This window comes from Oscillibacter sp., from assembly GCF_031978065.1.
In the GTDB taxonomy this organism is placed as follows: domain Bacteria; phylum Bacillota; class Clostridia; order Oscillospirales; family Oscillospiraceae; genus Oscillibacter.
The window spans coordinates 1-19755 of record NZ_DALZCH010000062.1 but is presented as its reverse complement, the minus strand read 5'-3'; the positions used below and the strand labels follow the sequence as shown (position 1 = coordinate 19755).

Here is a 19755-nt window from a genome sequence, read left to right as displayed (position 1 = left end):
GAGTCCGCGTACACCGCCATGGAAGAGGCCATGTCACAGGAGATCGCGGCGATTGCCGCGCAGGGAGGTGAGGACTGATGATTAAGGAATACCGCACCGTAGAACAGATTGTCAGCCCCCTGATGATGGTCCGACAGGTAGAGGGCGTCACCTATGACGAGCTGGTGGAGGTGGAGCTGCAAAACGGCTCTGTCCGTCAGGGCAAAGTGCTGGAAGTCAACGGCGATACCGCCGTGGTTCAGCTTTTTGACTCCGCCGCGGGCATCAATTTGGCGCAGTCCAAGGTTCGTTTTCTGGGACACCCCCTGCGTCTGGGCGTTTCCTCCGACATGCTGGGCCGTGTATTCAACGGCATGGGCGAGCCCATCGACGGCGGCCCCGCCATTCTGGCGGAGGAGTACCGTGATATCAACGGCTTGCCCATGAACCCTGCCGCCCGGGACTATCCCAACGAATTTATTCAGACCGGTGTGTCCACCATCGATGGGCTGAACACGCTGGTTCGTGGGCAGAAGCTGCCCATTTTCTCCGGCTCCGGTCTGCCCCACGCGAATCTGGCGGCGCAAATTGCCCGTCAGGCCAGAGTGCGGGGCGATGAGGCTTCCAACTTCGCGGTGGTGTTTGCCGCTATCGGCATCACCTTCGAAGAGTCGGAGTTCTTTGTCAGCGAGTTTAAGCGCACCGGCGCCATTGACCGGACCGTGCTGTTTTCAAACCTTGCAAACGATCCCGCCGTGGAGCGCATTTCAACGCCCCGTATGGCTCTGACCGCCGCGGAGTATCTGGCTTTTGAAAAGGATATGCACGTGCTGGTTATCCTGACAGACATCACCAACTACGCCGAGGCGCTGCGCGAAGTTTCCGCCGCAAAGAAAGAGGTTCCCGGTCGTCGGGGCTTCCCCGGCTATCTGTATACCGACCTTGCCACCATGTACGAACGGGCAGGCCGCCAGCTTGGGAAGAAGGGCTCCATCACGCTGATTCCCATTCTGACCATGCCCGAAGACGACAAGACCCACCCCATCCCGGATCTGACCGGGTATATCACCGAGGGGCAGATCATTCTGGCCCGGGAGCTGTATCGTAAGAATATCCATCCCCCCGTGGACGTGCTGCCCTCTCTGTCCCGTTTGAAGGACAAGGGCATCGGCGAGGGGAAGACCCGTGAGGATCACGCCAGCACTATGAATCAGCTTTTTGCCGCCTATTCCACCGGCAAGGACAACAAGGAGCTGATGAGCATTTTGGGCGAGGCCGCGCTGACGCCCACGGATTTGCTGTATGCAAAATTTGCGGACGAGTTTGAGCGGCGGTATGTAAATCAGGGCTATGACGAAAACCGCTCCATTGAGGAGACGCTGGACTTGGGCTGGGAGCTTTTGAGCATTCTGCCCAAGGGCGAGTTGAAGCGCATCAAGCCGGAGCTGATTGAAAAATACTGGCCCAAAAAGGATGAACAGTAAGGAGGGGGGACCATGCCAAAGCTCAATGTGAACCCCACTCGCATGGAGCTGACCCGACTGAAGGGAAAGCTCCGTACCGCCCAGCGGGGACACAAGCTCCTCAAGGATAAGCGAGATGAGCTGATGAAACAGTTTTTGGAAACTGTGCGGGAGGTGCGCGCCCTCCGTGCGGAGGTGGAAGCGGAGTTGATGACCGTCCACGATTCGTTTACCGTGGCGTCGGCCCTCATGTCCTCCGAGGCGATGGAGCAGGCGCTGCTGTATCCGAAGCAGAGTGTGGAGCTGACCATGGGTTTTCAGAACGTCATGTCCGTCAATGTGCCGGTGTACGACTTCAAGACAAAAACCCAGTCGGACAGCGACATTTACCCCTATGGCTTCGCCGGAACTTCCGGTGAGCTGGATACGGCGGTGGACGCACTGGGAAAAGTTTTCCGCAAGATGCTGAAGCTGGCGCAGATTGAAAAATCTGCCCAGCTCATGGCGGAGGAAATTGAGAAGACCCGCCGCCGCGTCAACGCGCTGGAGTACGTGATGATTCCCAATACGCAGGAAACCATCCGATTTATTAATATGAAGCTGGATGAAAATGACCGCGCCACCACCATCCGTCTCATGAAGGTGAAGGATATGATCCTGAAAGAGGCGCTGGAGGAAAAACGGCAGCAGGATGCCAAGGCGTTGGAGTCTTTCTCAAGGTAAGCCGGAGCCTTGCGGTGAATGAAAGAGGGCGAAACCACGAAAAGAGTTTTTACGGGCTTTCTGACAGCCGCACTGCTGCTGGGACTTCTGAGTGTGGGGGCTTCGGCGGCGGAGACGAAGTATCGGCCTTTGACGCTGACGCGCTCCGGCTGCGCAACGCTGACCATTGACAAAGCCAGAGCGACAGGCAAGGAGGACAGGTATACGATTTACGGTGTACCCGCTGATGCCAAAGCCACGATCACCGTCACTGGAGCGCAAGAAGGATTTGACTTCTACATTGGCGCCATTTTCCAGCCGATATCGGACGGAAGCTACGGTTCGGCTGAGTGTATCTTAAACGCCGACAGAGTGTTGCAGCGCGTTTTTCCCATGGGTGAGAATGACGGCGAGCCGGAGGAGGACAACAGCTGGGTGAACAATTCTGATTATATCTGGCAAAACGGAACCTACAGCTTTGACCTCAACGCCGCCCGACTATGTGGGCTGGAATTTCAGCATACTCTGTGGCATGAAGAAAGATCCACATGATGGATCGCCCGATACAGTTGTCCACGGCTATTTTTTAGAATCTTACTTTGGATGCGAAGAAGGCCAATTGGCTTTCTTCGTGGTGGAAAAGGCTGACAGTAAGACGTCTGCAGCTCCCGCCGGAACCTTTACCGATGTGGCCGCCGGGGTATACTGCTTCGATGCGGTGCAGTGGGCGGTGGCGCAGAAAATTACCACCGGCGTGACGGCAACCACCTTCGCGCCCGGTGAGACCTGTACCAAGGCGCAGATACTGACGTTCCTGTGGCGGGCCAACGGCCAGCCGGAGCCTACCGCAGCCAATCCGTTTACCGATGTGACCCAGAACAATTACTATTATAAGGCTGTGTTGTGGGCCGCGGAACAGGGTCTGGTCTCCGGTAGTGCCTTTGGCGCGTCCGCGCCATGCACCCGGGCCATGACGGTTGAATATCTCTGGACGCTTGCGGGAAAACCTGAATCCGAAAAATCCACTGCGTTCACCGACGTGCCTGCCGACGCGGCATATTCCAAGGCTGTGGAGTGGGCGGTGGAAAAGGGCGTTACCACCGGAAAAGCCGCTGATACGTTTGCTCCCGATGCTGTCTGCACTCGTGGGCAAATCGCCACATTTTTGCATCGGGTCATGGGATAACGCACGATTTTTTTCAAAATGAGCTGTTTTGCGCATGTCTGCATGAAGGCCGTTATAAAGTCATGGAAAAAGAGCGGCTTTTGCCGCTCTTTTTCTGTATAATCTTCCGGACGCGGCAAACACTACCTCCACACGGAATTTGAATCATAGAATTTACAACAGGAGGTCGTGTTCCCTTGAAAATGTCAAATAAAAAAGCCCGCGTATCGGCGTTGTTGCTGGCGCTGCTGGTGACGCTGACCGTGCCCGCCCAGGCGCTGTTCGGCAAAAAGAGTGAAGAGTCGGCGCCGCCGGTTCAGGGCGCACCCATCGCAAAGGAAATTTCTGTCAGAACCTACCGCAACATTCCCTACCGCGCACAGTTTTTAGCCTCGGACGATGAGAACGGCGAACTGACCTTTACCGTGGACACGGCGCCGAAGAAAGGCACCGTCACCGTGGCGGGGGACGTATTCACCTATACGCCGACAGAGGGCAAAAGCGGGAAGGACAGCTTCACCTATGTGGTGACGGACCCTGCGGGGAATGTTTCCGTTCCCGCCACCGTTACTGTGATGGTGGAAAAGACAAAATCCGGCGTGGAATATCAGGACATGGGAGACAACTCCTCTGCCGCCGCTGCCCAGTATCTGGCGGAGAAGGGGGCCTTCACCGGCGCGCGCATTGGCGGGCAATACTATTTTGAGCCGGAGCGCACGCTTTCCCGGGCTGAATTTCTGGCCATGACCATGGAGCTTGCAAATCTCCCGGCGGATACCGTTACCATGACCGGCTTCTCCGACGACGAGGCAATCCCCACATGGGCTAAGTCCTATGCGGCGGCGGGCCTTTCCGAGGGGATTATCCGGGGCGTCTCCACCGAGACAGGAGCGGCTTTCCGCAGCAATGAACCCGTGAGCTTCAACGAGGCGGCTGCCATTTTGGACCGGGTGCTGGCGGTGGGCGACGTGGACCTTGCCACATGGTACGCTGACCGGGACGCAACGCCTTCTTGGGCGGCACAGGCCGTGGGGAATCTGGAGGCTGTCAGCGTGATGTCCGTGGGCAGCTTTGGAAGCGGTACACTTGCCCAGCCCATGACCCGGGCGGACGCGGCGCAGATGCTCTGCGCGGCGGGGACGCTGCTGGACGGAGAGCAGACCGGGCTTCTGGACTGGATGCGCTGAAAAAAAGCCCCGGCGCTTCATGAAGAAAAAAGTACAGGAACCTGCCGAAAAGTATTTCCGGCAGGTTCCTGCGCTTGTATTCACGGAAAATTTGTGCTAAACTGGTACGGATTGCAATAGCTATTGGATAGTCCGGTCCCGCCTGTGGCGGGCTGTGGGAAAAGGGCATTTGTGTGGGCCGCCGACGGCGGCGGAAGGAGGAACCATGAAGATCGTGGTATTGGCCGGCGGTCTTTCGCAGGAGCGAGAAGTTTCGCTGGTTACGGGGACGGCTGTGTGCCGGGCGCTCCGCAAGGGGGGCCACAGGGCTGTTTTGGTGGATTTGTTTTTGGGGCTTGAGGACTACGACGGTCCGCTGGAGGCCGTGTTCGACGCACCGGACGGACGCTGTGGAAACGCTGCCATTAAAACCACTGCGCCGGATCTGGAAGCGGTGCGCCGCAGCCGGAAGGACCAAGGCCCCAGCCTGATCGGAAAGGATGTTTTAAACGTCTGCGCTTTGGCCGACCTTGTATTCGTGGGGCTGCACGGCGAGAGCGGGGAGGACGGCCGCATTCAGGCTACGCTGGATTTGCTGGGAATCCCCTATACCGGATCGGGACACCTTTCCTCCGCCATGGCGATGGATAAGGTTGTCACGAAGCGGCTGATGGAAGCCGCCGGGATCCGAACGCCCAAGTGGCGGCTGGTGGAGTATAGCGAGGCAGAGGTGGAAGCCCTGTCCGAAGAGCTGCCGATGCCCTGCGTGGTGAAGACGCCGGGGGGCGGTTCCTCCATCGGGGTTTACATGCCCGAGACGCGGGAGGAGCTGAAAGCCGCTCTGCGGGATCTTCTGTACTTTGACGGGCAGATTATTGTGGAAGAGCGGATTGTGGGCCGGGATATTTTCACCGGCGTACTGGGGGACCGGTGGCTGCCGTCGGTCGAGGTGATTTCCGCCAAGGGGAAATTCGACTACGAGGCGAAGTACCAGTCCGGCGGGGCGCTGGAGCTGTGTCCGGCTGATATCACCGGGGAGCAGCAGGAGGAGATTGGCGAAATGGCGCTGAATCTTCACCGTCTGCTGGGATTGTCGGTGTATTCCCGGGCTGATTTTGTGCTGGATGAGGCCGGTGTGCCGTGGTGTTTGGAGATTAACTCTCTCCCGGGCCTGACCTCCGCCAGTCTCATGCCCAAGGAGGCTGCCGCCGCGGGGCTTACTTATGAGGAGCTCTGCGAGGAGATTGTTCAGCTTTCTTTAAGGAGGACGTGTCATCATGCTGCCAATGACTGTCAGGGAGATTGAATCCGCCGTCGGCGGCGTGTGGTGGAATCCCCGGGAGGACGCGCCTTCCGTCTCCGCCGTGTGCACCGACAGCCGGGAAATGCTCCCCGGGTGCCTGTTTGTGCCATGGAGGGGCGAGCGGTTTGACGGCCATGATTTTATTGACAGTGCGCTGGAAGCGGGCGCTGCCGGGACGTTGTGCGCCCGCCTGCCCGCCGATCTCCGGCCCGATAAATTCTACATCAAGGTGGACGACACCCGTTTGGCGCTGAAGGCGCTGGCCTCCGCCTATCGGAATCGGTTTGACATTCCCTTTGTCCAGATTACCGGCTCTGTGGGGAAGACCACCACCAAGGAGATGATCGCCACAGTCCTCTCGGCGGGACTAAAGGTGCTGAAAACGCCGGAGAATTTCAACAATGACATCGGAACGCCCCTGACGCTGTTCGGTCTTGCGCCGGAGCATCAGGCGGCGGTGATTGAAACGGGTATGAACCACTTCGGAGAGATTCACTATCTCTCCGAGCTGGTGCGTCCGGATATAGCCGTAATTTCCAACGTCGGTGACGCCCACATCGAATTTTTGGGCAGCCGGGAGGGAATTTTAAAGGCAAAAAGCGAGATTTTTGACTTTTTGAAGCCAGACGGCGTGGCCGTCCTCAATGGAGACGATGCGCTGCTGAACACGCTGAAGCTGCCCTTTACTACATTGCGGTGCGGACAGTCGGAGGGGTGCGGCGTGCGGGTCAGCGATGTATCCGACCGGGGACTGGACGGAACCTGCTGCCGCATCACCACAAAAAAAGACGTGTACGATTTGACGATCAATGCGCCGGGGCAGCATCTGGTGTACTGCGCCTCCATGGCCGTGGCCATCGCGGAGCTGCTGGGTCTGGATCATTCGCAGATTGTCTCCGGCGTGGCGGCCTTTCAGGGCGTGGGAAATCGGATGGAGGTGGTGCGCCTTCCCGGCGGACGCATCATCCTGAACGACTGCTACAACGCGAACCCCCAGTCGGTTGCGGCGGGACTGGAGGTGCTGGCAAAGAGCACCGGCTCCCGCAAGCTGGCAATTTTAGGGGATATGGGCGAACTGGGTGATCACGGAGAAGCCGCCCACTATAATATCGGCGCGCTGGCGGCTATGCTGGGCATCGACATGGTGATCGCCATCGGGGAAAAGGCCGAAAAAATTGCGGAGGGCACGCTGGCATCCGGCGGTTGCGCGCTCCACTTCCCAGACAAGGACGCGGCGAAGGATGAGCTGCTGTGCCAGTTCGAGCCGGATACCAGCGCACTGGTGAAGGCTTCTCACTTTTCCATGCATTTTGAGACCATTGTAGAGTTTTTGAAAGCACAGGATTATCAGGATTAAGGAACACAAATGATAGAAATACAGGTAGAAGGGCTGGTCAAGTCCTTTGATTTGGAAAAGAAAATACTGGACGGGCTGACCTTTCAGATTGACGAGGGGGAGCGGGTGGGTCTTTTGGGTCCCAACGGCGCGGGAAAAACCACACTGTTCCGCATTCTCACTGGTGAGCTGGACTATGACGCGGGCGGCGTGTCCCTTGCAAAGGGCCGTCGGCTGGGACTGATTTCTCAAATTCCCGTCTATCCCGAGGGGTATACGGTGGAGGACGTGCTCCGCACGGCTTTCGACCGTCTTTCCGCCCTTGCAAGAGAGATGGAAGACCTTGCGGGACGCATGGAGGCAGGGGAGAGCGACCCGGCGCTCCTGCGGCGGTATGGGGCGCTGACAGAAAAGTTTGAGTTGTTCGGCGGGTATGACACGGAGGTGGCCGTCAACAAGGTGGCAAACGGCCTCTCCATCCCGCAGCCCATGCGCTCGGAGCCATTTGAACGTCTTTCCGGGGGAGAAAAGACCCGGGTGAATCTGGGCCGCCTGATTCTGGAGGACACGGACGTTTTGCTGCTGGACGAGCCCACCAACCATCTGGACCTCCACGCAACGGAGTGGCTGGAGGATTATATCGCCCATTTCAAGGGCACTGTGGTGGCAATTTCCCATGACCGGTATTTTCTGGACCGGGCCGTGACGCGGATTATCGAGATCAACGGCGGTAAGGCGGAGTTTTACAGCGGAAATTACAGCTTTTACGCCGTGGAAAAAGAGCGGCGCTATCAGGAAAAGCTGAAGCAGTACGAAAAAGAGCAGGCCAAAATCGCCCAGCTTACCGAGGCGGCGGACCGCCTGCGGCTGTGGGCTTTTATGGGAAACGACGCGATGTACAAGCGGGCGTTTTCCATGGAAAAGCGCATCGAACGGATGCGCATCACCGACAGGCCCACCAAGCGCCGCAAAATGGACGCCCGCTTTTCCTCCATTGACTTTCAGGGGGACGAGGCCCTGACGATTCGGAATGTGTCCAAGTCCTTTGGGGAGCGGAAACTCTTCGAGGACATCAGCCTGAAAGTGGAGGGTGGCGAGCGCATCGCCCTCATCGGCGACAACGGGGCAGGAAAATCCACTCTTATCAAGATGGTGATGGACGAGGAGTATCCCGACGAGGGGCGCATTAAGTTGGGGCCTGCCGTCAAGGCGGCCTGCCTGCCCCAGATTATCCATTTCGACCACCCTGACTGGAACTTGGTGGAGAATCTTCAGGCCACTAAGCGGGGCATGACGGAAACCAGCGCGAGGAACCGGCTGGCATCCTATGATTTCCGGGGAGAGGACGTGTTTAAGTCTGTTTCCGTTCTTTCCGGCGGGGAAAAGAGCCGCCTGCGGCTGTGTATGCTGATGGACGGGGAAATTAACTTTTTGATTCTGGACGAACCCACTAACCATCTGGATATTGAATCCCGGGAGTGGATAGAGGACGCGGTAGAGAGCTTCGACGGAACGCTGCTGTTTGTCTCCCACGACCGGTATTTTATCAACCGCTTCGCCACCCGCATCTGGGAGGTAGCTGACGGAACCATTACCGACTGGCCCATGGGCTTTGCCCGTTACCGGGAGGAAAAGGAACGGGAAACACAGAAAAAGCATGAAAACACAAAAGCTGTAAAGGATAATACCATTACGAAAAAGCTGCCCCGGACGGGGCGAGAACAGATCGCCGCCCGCAAGCAGCTTGTTATCTGCGAACGCCATATCGGTGAGACGGAGACTCTGCTTGAAAAGCTGGACGCGGACATGATGGCCGCAGCCTGCGACTATGAAAAGCTGAACGCCTTGCTTGCGGAAAAAGACGCGGTGCAGGCGGCGCTGGATGAGCTGTATGAAAAGTGGGAGGCACTTTCGGAGGCGGCGGAATGAAAAAATCGGTTCGGATTTCTCTGGCGGCGGCAGGCTTGGCGCTGCTGGAGGGAATGGGAATTTGGTTTGTGCCGGGCATGAAGTTTTCCGCGTGGCTGTGCGCAGGAATCGCGGCGATGTTTGCCCTGTGGGCGGCGATGATCCGATGGAGCGAAAAAAGCAGGGCCGGAAAGGTCTGCAAGGTTCTGCTTCTTGCATGTGCCGCAGCGGGAATCCTTTCTTTTGCGGCGGTAGAGGCTTTTTTGGTAAAGGTGGGGCGGATGCCGCCCTCTGGGGACCCTCCCGCAGCCGTGGTTGTGCTGGGGGCCGGGGTCAACGGGAAAACGCCCTCTTTGGTATTGGCCTCCCGGCTGAACACCGCCAAAACCTATCTGAGCCAGTTGCCACCGGACACCCCCGTAATCCTCTCCGGAGGGCAGGGGCCGGGAGAGGACGTCACCGAGGCCCAGGCCATGTACGACTATCTAACGGCGGTTGGAATGAACGGCGAGCGGCTGTATCTGGAGGAGCGCTCCACCACCACGGCTGAAAATCTGGCGTATTCCAGCAGGATTCTCAGCGAATTGGGAATTGACACTTACAATAACAGCGTGGCTGTTGTGACCAACGACTTTCATATGGCGCGGGTCCGCTATCTGGCGGATTTTGAAACGCCCATGACCGTGACCGGGGTCCCCGCGCGGCTGCCCTACTGGTGGCTGACGGCAAACTATTACACCAGAGAGTATTTCGCGCTTGCAAAGGCCATGTGGAACAGGCTGAACGGGGCGTAGTGAGGATTTGACCGCTGAGGACAGGCGGGTTTTGCCCGCAAGAGAAGTAGGGAGGTCTTATGAGCGATATTTTATGTATGTATTACTCCCGCACGGGGAACACCAAGACGGCGATGCAAGAGCTATCCGCCGCGCTGGACGCGGAGCTGGTGGAATTGAAGGATGGAGTGAACCGCTCCGGCGTGAAGGGGTTTTTACACAGCGGAATGGATGCCATGCGCCGCACGGTGGAGACGCTCCAGCCCTTTGAAACGGAAAAGCCCCTGACGAATTATAAGCTGGTGATTCTTGGCACGCCGGTTTGGGCCGGGCGGTGCAGCAGTGCTGTGCGCAGCTTTTTGCAGGAGCAGGGACATCTCCTGACCGACGTATCCTATGTGCTGCTCCGGGGCGGAAACGCCAAATACGAGGAGATTTACGACCAGATGGATAAGTATCTTTCCAAGCCCCATCAAACCGCCGTATCTTTGCGGGCTGGGTCCGTGGGCTATCACTTTTGGCAGGAGGAATTTCTCCGGCGGACCCGGGCGTTTTTGGAGGGGCGGGAGTGTCAGAGTTAGCGGCCTTCCCGGCATAAGAGAGGGGAGGCAAACTGCTTGTTTGAAAAACTGAAAGAGATTGCGGTCCGGTACGACGCGCTGCAAACCCAGCTTGGCGATCCGTCGGTTTACGGCGATGCGGACCGCCTGCGGGTGGTGAATCAAGAACTGAAGGAGCTTGCTCCGGTGGCGGAGGCTTTCTCCGCCTGGGAGCGGGCGAACCGCCGCCTGCGGGAGACAGAGGCGCTTTTGAACGACCCGGAGCTGCGGGCCATGGCGCAGGAGGAATTGCCGGAGGCACGGGCGGAGTCGGAGAGGTTGGAGGCGGCGCTAAAGCCCCTGCTATTGCCCCGGGACCCGGACGACGGGCGCAACGTGGTGGTGGAAATCCGGGGCGGTGTTGGCGGGGAAGAAAGCGCGCTGTTTGCAGCGTCCCTTTTCCGAATGTACCTCATGTACGCCGAAAAACGGGGATTTTCCGTAGATGTTGTCAACGAAAACCGCACGGAGCTGGGTGGCGTAAAGGAAATTAGCTTTCTGGTAGAGGGCGACGGCGCATGGTCCCGGTTCAAGTTTGAAAGCGGGGTTCATCGCGTGCAGCGGGTGCCGGAGACGGAGTCTGCCGGGCGCATCCACACCAGCGCTGCCACCGTTGCCGTGCTGCCGGAGACACAGGAAGTGGAATTTGCCATTGATCCCGGAGATTTGCAGATTGACACCTTCCGCGCTTCCGGTGCGGGAGGGCAGCACATCAACAAAACGGAGTCTGCCATTCGCATCACACACTTGCCCACCGGTACGGTGGTGGAATGTCAGGACGAGCGGAGCCAGTACAAGAACCGGGAAAAGGCAATGAAGGTGCTGCGTTCCCGGCTGTACGAGGCGGAGCTTGCCCGGCGGGACGCGGATCAGGCTGCCCGCCGACGCAGTCAGGTGGGCAGCGGAGACCGGAGCGAGCGCATCCGCACTTATAACTTTCCACAGAGCCGGATGACAGACCACCGGATTGGCCTGACGCTGTACAAGCTGGACAGTGTGATGAACGGCGAGCTGGACGAGCTGATTGACGCGCTGATCGCCGCCGACACGGCGGAAAAGCTGCGAAAGCAGGAAAAATAAAAACGGGCGAAGCCCGCGTAAAACAGAAGGTAACCGCATGGAGACAAAATTTATTGATTTAACCAACATCAAGGGCCAGCAGCGGATTGTGGAGGAAAAAATTCAGACAGCCGCCGACATCATTCGCTCCGGCGGGTTGCTGGCCGTGCCTACGGAAACGGTATACGGCCTAGGGGCCAATGCGTTGGACGAAGAGGCGGTGCATAGGATTTTTGAGGCGAAGGGACGGCCGCAGGACAATCCTTTGATCATCCATGTTCCCTCCGCCCAGTGGCTGCCCCGGTTCTGCGTGGATGTGCCACCGTTGGCGTATACGCTGGCGCGCAATTTTTGGCCCGGTCCGCTCACCTTGATTTTAAAGCGAAGCCCCGCGATCCCCGCCGCAGTGACGGCGGGACTGGATACGGTGGGCGTTCGCTGCCCGGCCCACACGGTGACGCAGGCCATCATCCGCTATGCGGGAGTACCCATCGCCGCTCCTTCCGCCAATCTCTCCGGTCGCCCAAGCTGTACCTCCGCGGCAGACGTGGCGGCAGATATGGACGGCAGAATTGAGGGAATTGTGGACGGTGGCCCCTGTACTGTGGGGGTGGAGTCCACCATCGTGGATTTGACCGTTTCGCCGCCCCGGATGCTGCGCCCCGGCGGACTTCCGCTGGAAGACCTCCAGCGGGTGCTGGGTGAGATCGAGGTGGACAAGGCCGTCTCCGCGCCGCTGGGGGAGGGCGAAGCGCCCAAGGCCCCCGGCATGAAATACCGCCATTACGCGCCCAAGGCCGCCGTCACCGTGTTCACCGGTAATCCCCGGAGGACGGCGCAGGCCGTTGTCCAGCGTTTGAAGCCCGGTGTGGGCGTCATCTGTTTTGACGAGTTGGAATCCCTGTTTCAGGGCTATGAGACGCATTTGCTTGGCCCCGTGGACGACAAGGAGCTTCAGGCCCAGCGTGTGTTCGACGCGCTGCGGGCCTTTGATACAGGCAACGTGACGGAAATTCTTGCTCAGTGCCCCGACAACCGGGGACTTGGGGTGGCCATCGGCAACCGACTGAAAATGGCGGCGGGCTTCAACGTGGTGGACGTGGAGGAGGAGCGCATCATCCTTGGTCTCACCGGCGGAACCGGCGCGGGGAAAACCAGCGCGCTGAAGGCCGTGGAGGATTTAGGCGGGCTGGCGCTGGACTGTGACGCGGTGTATTACGAGCTTCTGAACACCGACCCGGGCCTGCGGGACGCGATCGCAGGCGCCTTTGGCTCACAGGTCTTTAACCCCAATGGGGCACTGAACCGCAAGGCGTTGGGCGAGTTGGTCTTCGGAGATAACGACCGGCTGGACCAGCTTAACGACATCGTGTTCCGTTTCCTGCGGCCGGAGTTGGAGCGGAGGATTGCCGCTTTTCAGGGCAAGCTCTGCGCGCTGGACGCCATCAACCTCTTTGAGTCTGGCATTGACAGGCTGTGCGACTGCACCGTGGCGGTGACCTCGCCCATTGAAATGCGTGTCCGGCGGATTATGGAGCGGGACGGAATCGACGAAAAGTATGCAAGGCTCCGTGTCTCCGCCCAGCAGCAGGACGATTATTTCCGGGAGAAATGCGACCGGGAGCTGAGCAACACCGCCGAGACGCCCAAGGCGTTTCGGGAGGCAGCAAAGGAATTTTTCATACGTCTGATTGAGCAGATTAAGGAGGATAAGGCAAATGGCAGAAAATAAAAGGACGAAGGACCTGCGCGAAAAGCTTCTCGCCGGCAAAAAGCACGGCTACGACCAGTTCGATCCCAAGGACGAGAAGACCATGGAGTCCTACTGCGCGGATTACCGGACATTCTTAGATGCAGGGAAGACCGAGCGGGAGTGTGCGGGGGAGTTGGTGCGTCTGGCGGAGGCGGCGGGATTCCGTGCTTTCACCCGGGGCATGGAACTGAAAACTGGGGACAAGCTGTATTTCTGTAACCGGAGCAAGAGCGTGTATCTGGCCCGAATCGGCAAGCAACCGCTAAGCGCCGGCGCGCAGATTGCCGCCGCCCACATTGACTCGCCTAGGCTGGATTTGAAGCCCAATCCCCTGTATGAAGACGGCGAGCTGGCCTATTTCAAAACCCATTATTATGGCGGCATCCGTAAGTATCAGTGGACCACCGTGCCGCTGGAACTTCGGGGCGTGGTAGCGCTAAAAAACGGGGAGACAGTTTCTGTGCGCATCGGTGCGGACCCGGGGGATCCCAAGCTGATCATTACAGACCTTCTGCCCCATCTGGGGGCGGAGCAGAACAAAAAGCCGCTGGGCGAGGCGGTTCCCGGTGAAACGCTGAACCTGCTGCTGGGCAGCCGCCCCTTGCCGGACAGCGAGGGCAGCGACCGGGTAAAGCTGGCGGTGATGCAGTTGCTCAACGAAAAATACGGTATCGTGGAGGAGGATTTGACCTCCGCCGAACTGGAGGCCGTCCCTGCCTTCATGTCCTGCGACATCGGGCTGGATCGCAGCATGATCGGCGCCTATGGCCACGACGACCGGGTGTGCGCCTACGCGGGGTTCCGGGCGCTGGTGGACTTGGAGGAAACTCCGGAGAAGACGGCGGTGTGCGTCCTGGCGGACAAGGAGGAGATTGGCTCCGACGGCGTAACCGGCTTGCAGTCCGCCGCGTTTGACACCTTTATGGAGGATTTGTGCGAAGTGCAGGGCGTTCCTCTGCGTGTGTGTTTGGAGAAGTCCTTCTGCCTCAGCGCGGACGTGACGGCCGCGTTTGACCCCAATTTCTCCGATGTGTTTGAAAAGCGGAACGCCGCCTGGCTGAACCATGGCGTGGGCCTTTGCAAGTATACCGGCGCACGGGGCAAGTCCGGCGCGTCCGACGCGGACGCGGAGACAGTGGCCTATGTCCGTTCTCTGTTCGACGAGGCAGGCGTGCTTTGGCAGATCGCAGAGCTGGGCAAGGTGGACGCAGGCGGCGGCGGCACGGTGGCGGCCTATATGGCCAACCGCAACATTGCCACGCTGGATGCGGGCGTTCCGGTGCTGAGTATGCACGCCCCCTTTGAGGTGGTGGCGAAGCTGGACTGCTACGAGACCTATAAGGGCATGAAGGCCGTGTTTCTGGCACGCAAATAACTTGGGATCAGCATAGTTCGTCTGACTTTTTTAGAAGCTTGGCCTACGTGAATTTACGAAGGAACCGCAGAAAGCGGTTCCTTCGTACGTTTGTGGGAAGTGAAATTGTTTGACGGGGGAATCGTCCGCACGCAAGCGCGACGTACGGTATCTCCCAAGAAAAACCGGCCTTGCCAAAAGCTGGAAGTCATAGAGGGAAATTGCGAACTTATCATGATAAGGCAGGTTGAATACGGAAAACAGGAGGAATACCGCGGCATCCCTCCTGTTTTATGCAGATTGCCACCTTCTGCGGAAGAAAGAGCAGCTATCAGCTATTCTGTTTCTCTCAAGCGCTCAACAACGGGGTGTCTGGCAGCCACCCGGTATACCGCCAGCGGCACTGCGATGCCCAAAAGAGCAAAGACCGGCGCCAATGACAATATGGGTAAGGCGGTAAACCGATAGGTGAAGAACCAAAACGTGCTCTCCAGCACTCTGGACAGCAGAGGTCCGGAGGCAAGGCTGAGAACCAGCGATACGGCCACCGCGCCCAGCGCGTAATACAGCCCCTCCCAAACCAGCATAATTTTCAGTTGTCTGCCGGTCATACCGATGGCCTGAAGCATAGCAAGCTCCCGGCGGCGCGTGAGAATCCCGGTTAAAATTGCGTTGAGGAAATTGAGCACGCCTACAAGCCCCACGATAAAGCTCAGCACGCCCCCCAGCATCAAAAACATGTTCCGGAAGGAGTCAAATTCCGCGACATAAGTCGCCTTGCTCTCGTAGTCAAGCTGCGTCTGCTGCTTCGTTGTCAACTCGGATAAATAAGCCTCCATACCAGCTGTGCTCTCGTCGCTGACATCGCAGGCGTAGTACATCACGTCGCTGGTGCCGCTGTTATTCAAAAAGGTCTGGTCGTTCATGACGAACTCGTCAGCGCCGTAATAGCGGTAGCTGAGGGTATTGGGTACGATCACCAGTGCCGCAACCTCGTACTCCACGTCCCGATAGCTCTTTGCCCGGTATCGAAAGGGCTGGTCATCCGGGATATTGCCCGGGTCAAGTATCTCCCCCGTATCCGGGTCGTAGTACTCGTATTCCTCTACATAGCGCAGCGTGACAGTATCACCCAGCTTTGCCCAGTGAGAGTCCGGCTGGGGATTGCCGTAGTCGTCGTCGGAATAGACCGCCGCGACATAGCGCCCTCCCGGCTCGTGAAGCTTGGACAAATCGCCCTCCAGCACGGTCAGCTTATCAAGGACATAGCGCTCCATGCCGTAAAGCTGCGCCCGTTCGGACAGCAGCCCTGCGTCATTCTTTTCCGCAAAGGCAATCTGAGAATTCAGCGTTTCCGCGTCGTTCCACGCCCCGTACAGGGTGCGGAAATAATCCTCGGTGATGAATTCCTCCACCGGACTGGTCTTGCCGTAGACACGTCCCCCTCCCTCAATTCCGGGCTGGGCTTCCAGCGCGGCAATCGAATCCGCGGGCAGCGCCCGGTCGGCGCCCCAAAATGCTCCTGTTTGAAAATAACCCGCATCGGAGACGATGAAATCGGAAACCATGTTGGACAGATATTTGTCCATGTCAAAGCCGCTTGTGAAAGTGACCGTGATATTGAGCAGAAGTACCGCAAGTGACAGTGAGGCCACGGTAACCGCCGTCTTGCCCCGGCTGCGCCCCAGATTCGCCCATGCCATTTTTGGAAGCGATGCGCCTGACTGAGACTTGCGTATTGCCTTTTTACCTGCCGTCCCCTCGGTGTAGCGAACCGCCTCCACAGGAGATACTCTTGCCGCCAGCCGTCCGGGTCTGCGGCAGGAAATCAGCACGGTGACCAACGCAAAAAGCGCCGAACCAATAAAAATCAGCGGACTTGCCGATACCGTATCCTGCACGACGCCGTTGAGCCGGGAAAGGATTACAGGGGTCAGCATAATCCCGACGGCGTAGCCAATCAGCAATCCGATGGGGATTCCGATGAAGGAAAGCAGCAGTGCTTGGCGGCGGATGATGCGCCGCAGTTGCCGCCCCGTTGTGCCGATGGTTTTCAGCAGTCCATAGAAGCGGATATCGTTTGAAACCGAAATCTGAAATACGTTGTAGATAATCAGGTAGCCCGTGAAAATAATAATCAGCAATAGCCCCACGATTGCGGCGGCGGTAAAGGGATCCATGCTGTCGGCAAGCTGGGCGCCGCTATACCCCCAGTTTACGCCAACTGCAATATAATTGTCTCCCGAGGAGCGGTTTTCCGTCTGGTAGCCGTGATTTGCAAGGATTGTTTTTAAGTCCTGTTCGATGTGCAGGGAGCTTCCCAGCATGACATCCATGTTCCACGAGCCGGTCATTCCGTCATTGCCAATGCCGCTGCCGATGCCCACTTGGTCATAAGTCGCCTGAGCACGGCTCAGGGGGAGAAGGACATGGTTTGCGACGACCGCCTCGTCATATTCCCACCAGCCGCTCAGGACAAAGGATTCCGTTACCTCTGTGCCGTCCACGACAAAGGTCATGGTGAACTCGTTTCCCAATACCGGCTCAACACCCAGCAGTTCCAGCACTCTTGTGTCGGTGGCGGCTTCCTTGGTGCCTTCGGCGGGCAAGCGGCCCTCTATGGGGTCGCAGTACATCCAGTGGGCCTGGTTTGCGTCGCTGTACCCCACCTCTACATGGGACTTGAGAAAGGGCGCGCCCTCCGGCATACCAACAAATCGGCGCAGCCCATGCTGTTTAATGAGCGGATCGCCTTTGATCTCGTCGAACTGCTCCTGGGTCATATACTTGAATGTTCCCTGACTCCATCCTCCGGCCTGTCGGAAGTTGGCCTGTTGAACGGAATGGTTGATCGACAGCGCCACTGTGAACAGGGTTGTAAACAGCACGGCGGTCAGGGCGATGGCAAGAATTGCAATCAGGTTTCGTGATTTTGCCGCTTTCATGCTTTTCATGCTCAGCGCGCGGATGCATTTCCCGTTGGCTACATTCATGATCCGGCCCCCTTATCGAGAAACGATCAGGCCGTCTTCGATACGGACGATGCGGTCTGCCAGTTGGGCAATCTCTTCGTTATGGGTAATCATTACAATGGTTTGGGAAAACTTCTGACCTGTGACCTTCAAGAGGCCCAAAACATCCTGACTGGTTTTAGAATCCAGATTGCCGGTTGGCTCGTCCGCAAGGATGATGGCAGGCTTGGCGGCCAAGGCCCGGGCGATGGCAACCCGCTGCTGCTGGCCCCCGGAGAGATTATTCGGCAGGTTTTGCAGCTTGGAGGGAAGACCCAGCGTTTCGATGATGCTATCCACATATGGGCGATCCGGCGTGTTGCCGTCCAATTGAATGGGCAGCACAATGTTTTCATAGACATTGAGCACCGGAACCAGATTGTAGTTCTGGAACACAAATCCAATCTTGCGCCGGCGGAAGATTGTCAGCTCCTCGTCTTTCAGAGAAAAAATGTCCTTGCCATCCACCGTAACCGTACCGCTTGTGGGCCGGTCCAGTCCGCCCAGCATATGCAGTAGTGTGCTCTTCCCGCTGCCGGACGTGCCGACGATGGCCACAAATTCGCCTGTTTCCACCTGCAAGCTGACACCGTCCAGCGCGTGAACCGCGTTTTCACCGGTACCGTAAAGCTTTTTCAAATCATGGGTCTGCAAAATTGTCATAATAACTGCCTCCAAAGATAAAGTCTGCAAGGTTTGCTACCATGCAGATTCTATCGCACGTTTCTTTCCAGAATCTTTCCGGCGGACAGGCAATTCTAACAGTCTTGTAAGAATTCAAGCCTGACGGGGCAAGAACATGGAAAAAACCGAGCCGCGGCCGGGGGCCGAAGTCACTTTGATATATCCCTCCTGACCGATCAAAATCTGGCGGGTCAGATATAAGCCGATTCCCGCACCGTCCTGCTCGCTGACGGTCTGTGAGCGGTAAAAACGGGAAAAGACCTTTGCCTGCTCCGCCTCTGAGACGCCAATTCCCGTATCTGCGACATCAACCCGGCAGAACAGCTCGTATTCCTCAGCCGAAATCCGGATACTGCCGCCGGAGGGCGTGTATTTGACAGCGTTATCCAGCAGATTGCAGAGTGCTTCTGTGGTCCATTTCCGGTCAAACACCGCGCGGACGTCCGTAGAGTTCACGGTTATCTGAATCTTTTTTTCCGCAGCTTTGGGCGCGAGCTGGTTTGCCGCTTCCTCAACCATCGGAGCAATGTCGTTCAGGACAGGGTGGAGGGTAATCACACCTGTTTCCAGCCGCGACAGCTTCAGCAAAGCTGCAATCAAAAAGCTCAGCTTTTCCGCTTGTCCCCGCAGCGCTGCCACACAAACCACACTTTCTTCCGCCAGGTTCTGCTCCTCCAACAACTGCGCATAGAGCAAAATGTTTGCAATCGGCGTTTTGGTTTGGTGAGAGATATCCGCCAATAATTCCTTGACTTTTTCCTTTTCTGCCGCTAAATTGCGTGCGGATACCGAGGATGCGGCTAAATATTGGTTGAATCTGCTTTCCACCGCCGACAGCAGGCTTTCGTCAAAGGTGTGCTCCGCAAAGCTTCCGTCCATAGTGCTATCCAGCATTTGACTGAGTCTTTTCATCACGTTCCTTGTGTTTCGGCGCTCCAACAGCACGAGCGCCGCACACAGGAGAATGATTGCCAGCGCAAGGAGAAGCAGAAGTAAATTCCCGTCATTCATCCTGCTTCACCACCCATACATACCCTAAACCGTAGACAGTTTTGATATACCGCGCGGCATCCAGCTTGTCCCGTAGCCGTTTGACCGTGACGGAAAGCGCATTTTCATCCACATAGTCCGCGCCGTCTGTCCAGATGCGATCCAGAAGAACCGCGCGGGTCATCGTTATGCCCCGATTTTCCACCAGCAGACGGAGAAGCTTTTGCTCCGTTTTACTTAGTTCAACGGGAGTATCCTCCTGATAAAATGCCATCTGCTCAAAATCAAACCGATAGCCGTCAATTTCCAGAACAGACGTGTTGGATGCCGGAGGTACGTCACGGCGCATCTGCGCCTTGACCCTCGCGCGAAGAATCGCCAGACTAAAGGGCTTGGTGATATAGTCGTCCGCACCGTGCTCTAGCCCCGTCACCACATCCACCTCAGTATCGTTGACAGTTAAAAGAATCACCGGAACGGAGTCGTTCCTGACTTTCATCTCGTGAAGCA

At 57.6% G+C, this 19755-nt stretch carries 17 protein-coding genes; 13 read left to right on the top strand and 4 right to left on the bottom strand.

What is annotated here, in order from left to right; all coding sequences use genetic code 11:
- Positions 1–77: 77 nt before the first annotated feature.
- The 13 genes from RTK01_RS10420 to RTK01_RS10360 all read left to right on the top strand — a co-directional run bounded on the left by RTK01_RS10420 (position 78) and on the right by RTK01_RS10360 (position 14581).
- Complete coding sequence (locus RTK01_RS10420; protein WP_312280902.1) at positions 78–1463, top strand: V-type ATP synthase subunit B; 1386 nt, start codon at positions 78–80, stop codon at positions 1461–1463.
- A 12-nt stretch (positions 1464–1475) separates the two neighbouring features.
- Positions 1476–2165 carry a V-type ATP synthase subunit D gene (locus RTK01_RS10415; RefSeq protein WP_312280901.1) on the top strand — a complete coding sequence of 230 codons (690 nt, stop codon included), beginning with the start codon at positions 1476–1478 and terminating at the stop codon, positions 2163–2165.
- 18 nt (positions 2166–2183) lie between these two features.
- Positions 2184–2696, top strand: coding sequence for a hypothetical protein (locus RTK01_RS10410; RefSeq protein ID WP_312280900.1), 513 nt, complete (start codon positions 2184–2186; stop codon positions 2694–2696).
- 67 nt (positions 2697–2763) lie between these two features.
- Entirely contained in the window at positions 2764–3330 is a 567-nt protein-coding gene (locus tag RTK01_RS10405; protein WP_312280899.1) for an S-layer homology domain-containing protein, read from the top strand.
- 182 nt (positions 3331–3512) lie between these two features.
- Entirely contained in the window at positions 3513–4496 is a 984-nt protein-coding gene (locus tag RTK01_RS10400) for an Ig-like domain-containing protein (protein WP_312280903.1), read from the top strand.
- Between the two features lie 205 nt (positions 4497–4701).
- Positions 4702–5781 carry a D-alanine--D-alanine ligase gene (locus tag RTK01_RS10395; protein WP_312280898.1) on the top strand — a complete coding sequence of 360 codons (1080 nt, stop codon included), beginning with the start codon at positions 4702–4704 and terminating at the stop codon, positions 5779–5781.
- Entirely contained in the window at positions 5753–7135 is a 1383-nt protein-coding gene (gene murF / locus RTK01_RS10390; protein ID WP_312280897.1) for a UDP-N-acetylmuramoyl-tripeptide--D-alanyl-D-alanine ligase, read from the top strand. Before RTK01_RS10395 ends, murF begins: the two co-directional genes overlap by 29 nt.
- Positions 7136–7144: 9 nt before the next feature.
- Positions 7145–9043: an ABC-F family ATP-binding cassette domain-containing protein gene (locus tag RTK01_RS10385; RefSeq protein ID WP_312280896.1), complete on the top strand. Its 1899-nt coding sequence runs from the start codon at positions 7145–7147 to the stop codon at positions 9041–9043.
- Positions 9040–9816, top strand: coding sequence for a YdcF family protein (locus RTK01_RS10380; RefSeq protein ID WP_312280895.1), 777 nt, complete (start codon positions 9040–9042; stop codon positions 9814–9816). The genes RTK01_RS10385 and RTK01_RS10380 overlap by 4 nt, the downstream gene beginning before the upstream one ends.
- A gap of 59 nt (positions 9817–9875) precedes the next feature.
- Complete coding sequence (locus tag RTK01_RS10375; protein WP_312280894.1) at positions 9876–10376, top strand: hypothetical protein; 501 nt, start codon at positions 9876–9878, stop codon at positions 10374–10376.
- Between the two features lie 36 nt (positions 10377–10412).
- The gene (gene prfA / locus RTK01_RS10370) at positions 10413–11474 is read left to right on the top strand and encodes a peptide chain release factor 1 (protein ID WP_312280893.1); all 1062 of its coding nucleotides are present in this window, start codon (positions 10413–10415) and stop codon (positions 11472–11474) included.
- A 37-nt stretch (positions 11475–11511) separates the two neighbouring features.
- On the top strand, positions 11512–13185 hold the full coding sequence (locus tag RTK01_RS10365) for an L-threonylcarbamoyladenylate synthase (RefSeq protein WP_312280892.1): 1674 nt from the start codon (positions 11512–11514) through the stop codon (positions 13183–13185).
- Positions 13172–14581 carry an aminopeptidase gene (locus tag RTK01_RS10360; RefSeq protein ID WP_312280891.1) on the top strand — a complete coding sequence of 470 codons (1410 nt, stop codon included), beginning with the start codon at positions 13172–13174 and terminating at the stop codon, positions 14579–14581. The genes RTK01_RS10365 and RTK01_RS10360 overlap by 14 nt, the downstream gene beginning before the upstream one ends.
- Before the next feature lie 314 nt (positions 14582–14895).
- Here RTK01_RS10360 and RTK01_RS10355 read toward each other — a convergent pair whose 3' ends face one another.
- The 4 genes from RTK01_RS10355 to RTK01_RS10340 form a co-directional block, all read right to left on the bottom strand.
- Positions 14896–17553, bottom strand: coding sequence for an ABC transporter permease (locus tag RTK01_RS10355; RefSeq protein ID WP_312280890.1), 2658 nt, complete (start codon positions 17551–17553; stop codon positions 14896–14898).
- A 12-nt stretch (positions 17554–17565) separates the two neighbouring features.
- A complete protein-coding gene (locus tag RTK01_RS10350; protein ID WP_312280889.1) occupies positions 17566–18234 on the bottom strand; it encodes an ABC transporter ATP-binding protein in 669 nt (222 codons plus the stop codon).
- 114 nt (positions 18235–18348) lie between these two features.
- Positions 18349–19266, bottom strand: coding sequence for a HAMP domain-containing sensor histidine kinase (locus RTK01_RS10345; protein WP_312280888.1), 918 nt, complete (start codon positions 19264–19266; stop codon positions 18349–18351).
- A partial coding sequence (locus RTK01_RS10340) for a response regulator transcription factor (RefSeq protein WP_312280887.1) occupies positions 19259–19755 on the bottom strand: 497 nt, incomplete at its 5' end. The genes RTK01_RS10340 and RTK01_RS10345, both read right to left, overlap by 8 nt.

Coding starts and splice junctions, on each gene's coding strand:
- RTK01_RS10420 (WP_312280902.1), top strand. CDS start 78: ATGATTAAGGAATACCGCACCGTAGAACAGATTGTCAGCCCCCTGATG.
- RTK01_RS10365 (WP_312280892.1), top strand. CDS start 11,512: ATGGAGACAAAATTTATTGATTTAACCAACATCAAGGGCCAGCAGCGG.
- RTK01_RS10415 (WP_312280901.1), top strand. CDS start 1,476: ATGCCAAAGCTCAATGTGAACCCCACTCGCATGGAGCTGACCCGACTG.
- RTK01_RS10380 (WP_312280895.1), top strand. CDS start 9,040: ATGAAAAAATCGGTTCGGATTTCTCTGGCGGCGGCAGGCTTGGCGCTG.
- RTK01_RS10395 (WP_312280898.1), top strand. CDS start 4,702: ATGAAGATCGTGGTATTGGCCGGCGGTCTTTCGCAGGAGCGAGAAGTT.
- RTK01_RS10360 (WP_312280891.1), top strand. CDS start 13,172: ATGGCAGAAAATAAAAGGACGAAGGACCTGCGCGAAAAGCTTCTCGCC.
- RTK01_RS10375 (WP_312280894.1), top strand. CDS start 9,876: ATGAGCGATATTTTATGTATGTATTACTCCCGCACGGGGAACACCAAG.
- RTK01_RS10345 (WP_312280888.1), bottom strand. CDS start 19,266: ATGAATGACGGGAATTTACTTCTGCTTCTCCTTGCGCTGGCAATCATT.
- RTK01_RS10410 (WP_312280900.1), top strand. CDS start 2,184: ATGAAAGAGGGCGAAACCACGAAAAGAGTTTTTACGGGCTTTCTGACA.
- RTK01_RS10355 (WP_312280890.1), bottom strand. CDS start 17,553: ATGAATGTAGCCAACGGGAAATGCATCCGCGCGCTGAGCATGAAAAGC.
- murF (WP_312280897.1), top strand. CDS start 5,753: ATGCTGCCAATGACTGTCAGGGAGATTGAATCCGCCGTCGGCGGCGTG.
- RTK01_RS10350 (WP_312280889.1), bottom strand. CDS start 18,234: ATGACAATTTTGCAGACCCATGATTTGAAAAAGCTTTACGGTACCGGT.
- RTK01_RS10400 (WP_312280903.1), top strand. CDS start 3,513: ATGTCAAATAAAAAAGCCCGCGTATCGGCGTTGTTGCTGGCGCTGCTG.
- RTK01_RS10385 (WP_312280896.1), top strand. CDS start 7,145: ATGATAGAAATACAGGTAGAAGGGCTGGTCAAGTCCTTTGATTTGGAA.